Consider the following 3,725-nt stretch of genomic DNA (forward strand, 5'->3'; position numbering starts at 1 on the left):
AACGGCCGGAATAGTCGACGCGCTTGCCGAGCAGGTTCTGGCGGAAACGCCCCTGCTTGCCCTTCAGCATGTCGGAGAGCGACTTCAGCGGCCGCTTGTTGGCACCGGTAATGACCCGGCCGCGACGGCCGTTGTCGAACAGCGCATCAACCGCCTCCTGCAGCATCCGCTTCTCGTTGCGGATGATGATGTCCGGCGCACGCAGCTCGATCAGGCGCTTCAGCCGGTTGTTCCGGTTGATGACGCGGCGATAGAGGTCGTTGAGGTCGGAGGTGGCGAACCGCCCGCCGTCCAACGGGACCAGCGGCCTCAGGTCCGGCGGAATGACCGGAACGACCTTGAGGATCATCCACTCCGGGCGGTTGCCGGATTCGATGAAGGCCTCGACAAGCTTGAGCCGCTTGGCAAGCTTCTTCGGCTTGAGCTCGGTGGTCGACTCGGCGATCTCCTGGCGAAGGTCGACGGTCAGCTTCTTGAGATCGAGCGCGACCAGCATCTTGCGGATCGCCTCCGCGCCGATGTCGGCGGTGAAGGAATCCTCGCCATACTCGTCCTGCGCCTTCAGATACTCGTCCTCGCTGAGGAGCTGCCGCTCCTTGAGGGGCGTCAGGCCGGGCTCGATGACGATGTAATTCTCGAAATAGAGAATCCGCTCGAGGTCCTTGAGCGTCATGTCGAGGAGCATGCCGATGCGCGACGGCAGCGACTTCAGGAACCAGATATGCGCGACCGGAGCAGCCAGCTCGATATGCCCCATGCGCTCGCGCCGGACCCGGGCGAGCGTGACCTCGACGCCGCACTTCTCGCAGATGATGCCCTTGTACTTCATCCGCTTGTACTTGCCGCACAGGCACTCATAGTCCTTGATCGGCCCGAAGATGCGGGCGCAGAAGAGCCCGTCCCGCTCCGGCTTGAAGGTGCGGTAGTTGATGGTCTCCGGCTTCTTGATCTCACCGAAGGACCAGGAGAGGATCTTTTCCGGGCTCGCGATGGAGATGCGGATCTGGTCGAAGATCTGCGCGGGCGGCTGGGCCGGGCCGAAGATGTTCGTGATCTCTTGATTCATCGACTGTCTCCTGCGATGCGGCCGGCCGGGCGGGAGGCCCCCGGCGCGGCGCGCATATTGTTATTGGCAATTGTGTCCGGATTCATATGTCCGGAACTCACTCGGCGGCATCCGCGGTCGGCGGACGTGCCTTGGAGTTGTCCAGCTCGACGTCGAGGCCGAGCGAGCGCATCTCCTTGACCAGAACGTTGAAGCTCTCCGGTATGCCCGCCTCGAAGGTATCGTCACCCCGCACGATCGACTCGTAGACCTTGGTACGGCCGGCGACGTCGTCCGACTTGACGGTAAGCATCTCCTGCAGCGTATACGCGGCGCCATAGGCCTCGAGCGCCCACACCTCCATCTCGCCGAAGCGCTGCCCGCCGAACTGCGCCTTGCCGCCCAGCGGCTGCTGGGTGACCAGGCTGTATGGTCCGATCGATCGGGCGTGAATCTTGTCGTCCACCAGATGGTGCAGCTTCAGCATGTAGATGTAGCCGACCGTCACCGGGCGATCGAACTCCTCGCCGGTGCGGCCGTCGAACAACCGCGACTGTCCCGAGGGATTCAGCCCGGCCTCGTTCAACATCTCGACGATGTCCGGCTCGCGGGCGCCGTCGAAGACCGGCGTCGCGATCGGCACGCCGCGGGTGAGCTGCGTCGCCAGTTCGACAACGCCGTCGTCGTCGAAATCCGCCACGTTCTCGTTCTTGTTGTTGTCGCCGTAGACCTGCTTGAGGACATTCCGCAGCGGCTTGACGTCCTGGTCCTGCTTGTAGGCTTCGACCATCTTGCCGATCTTCAGGCCCATGCCGGCGCAGGCCCAGCCAAGGTGGGTCTCGAGGATCTGCCCGACATTCATCCGGCTCGGCACGCCAAGCGGATTGAGGACGATGTCCACATGGGTTCCGTCCTCGAGATACGGCATGTCCTCGATCGGCACGATCCGCGACACGACGCCCTTGTTGCCGTGGCGGCCGGCCATCTTGTCGCCCGACTGGATCTTCCGCTTCACCGCGACGAAGACCTTGACCATCTTCATCACGCCGGGGGGAAGTTCGTCACCGCGCTGCAGCTTCTCGACCTTGTCGATGAACCGCTTCTCGAGTCCCTTGCGGCTCTCGTCATACTGATTGCGAAGCGCTTCGATCTCCGCCATCAGCTTCTCGTTCGACACGGCGAACTGCCACCACTGGCTGCGCGGGAACTCGGCCAGGGCTTCCTTGGTGATCTTGCCACCCTTCTTGAAGCCCTTGGGTCCCGACAGGCCCATCTTGTTGACCAGCATGTCGGTCAGGCGGCCATAGACGTTGCGGTCGAGGATCGCCTGCTCGTCGTCGCGGTCCTTGGCGAGACGCTCGATCTCCTCGCGCTCGATCGCCATGGCGCGCTCGTCCTTCTCGATGCCATGGCGGTTGAACACCCTGACCTCGACGACGGTGCCGGTCACGCCCGGCGGAACCCGGAGCGAGGTGTCGCGAACGTCGGAAGCCTTCTCGCCGAAGATCGCCCGGAGAAGCTTCTCCTCCGGCGTCATCGGGCTCTCGCCCTTCGGCGTGATCTTGCCGACCAGGATATCGCCGGCGGCGACCTCGGCCCCGATATAGACGATGCCGGCCTCGTCAAGGCTCTTCAGCGCCTCCTCCGAGACGTTCGGGATGTCGCGGGTGATCTCTTCCGGCCCGAGCTTGGTGTCACGCGCCATCACCTCGAATTCCTCGATATGGATCGAGGTGAAGACATCGTCGCGGACAATACGCTCGGACAGCAGGATCGAGTCCTCGAAGTTGTAGCCGTTCCACGGCATGAAGGCGACGAGGACGTTGCGGCCGAGAGCGAGATCGCCAAGGTCGGTCGAGGGACCGTCGGCGATGACCGAGCCCTTGTCGACCCGGTCACCCACCCGCACCAGCGGACGCTGGTTGATGCAGGTGTTCTGGTTCGAGCGCTGGAACTTCATCAGGCGGTAGATATCGACACCGGAGCGCGACGGATCGAGATCCTCGGTCGCCCGGATGACGATGCGGGTTGCGTCGACCTGATCGACGATGCCGGCCCGGCGCGCCGGAACCGCCGCCCCGGAATCGCGGGCAACGATCGGCTCCATCCCGGTGCCGACCAACGGCGCCTCGGAACGAACGAGCGGCACCGCCTGGCGCTGCATGTTCGATCCCATCAGCGCGCGGTTGGCGTCATCGTTCTCCAGGAACGGGATCAGGGCCGCGGCGACCGAGACGAGCTGCTTCGGCGACACGTCCATGAAGTCGACGCGGTCCGGCGGGACCATGATGTTGTCGCCAGCGTGACGGCAGACAACGAGGTCATCCTTGAACTTGCCCTTGTCGTCGAGCGAGGCGTTCGCCTGCGCGACCGTGTATTTCGCCTCCTCCATCGCGGAGAGATAGACGACATCCTCCGTGACGCTGCTGTCCTTGACGCGGCGATACGGGCTCTCGATGAAGCCGTATTTGTTGACCCGCGCGAAGGTGGCGAGCGAGTTGATCAGGCCGATATTCGGGCCTTCCGGCGTCTCGATCGGGCAGATGCGACCGTAATGAGTCGGATGCACGTCGCGGACCTCGAAACCGGCGCGCTCGCGCGTCAGACCGCCCGGGCCAAGCGCCGACAGGCGCCGCTTGTGGGTGATCTCCGACAGCGGGTTGGTCTGGTCCATGAACTG

At 63.9% G+C, this 3,725-nt stretch carries 1 protein-coding gene and 1 pseudogene; both read right to left on the reverse strand.

Translation table 11 applies throughout. The features are described from left to right. Nucleotides 1-1,066, reverse strand: a pseudogene (locus KDJ86_RS17935) (DNA-directed RNA polymerase subunit beta'); the annotation flags it as partial. A 97-nt stretch (nt 1,067-1,163) separates the two neighbouring features. Then, on the reverse strand, nt 1,164-3,725 hold a 2,562-nt coding region (gene rpoB / locus KDJ86_RS17940), incomplete at its 5' end, for a DNA-directed RNA polymerase subunit beta (RefSeq protein ID WP_291749001.1).

Origin of the sequence: Bauldia sp., from assembly GCF_020442045.1 — a bacterium.
Classification (GTDB): domain Bacteria; phylum Pseudomonadota; class Alphaproteobacteria; order Rhizobiales; family Kaistiaceae; genus Bauldia.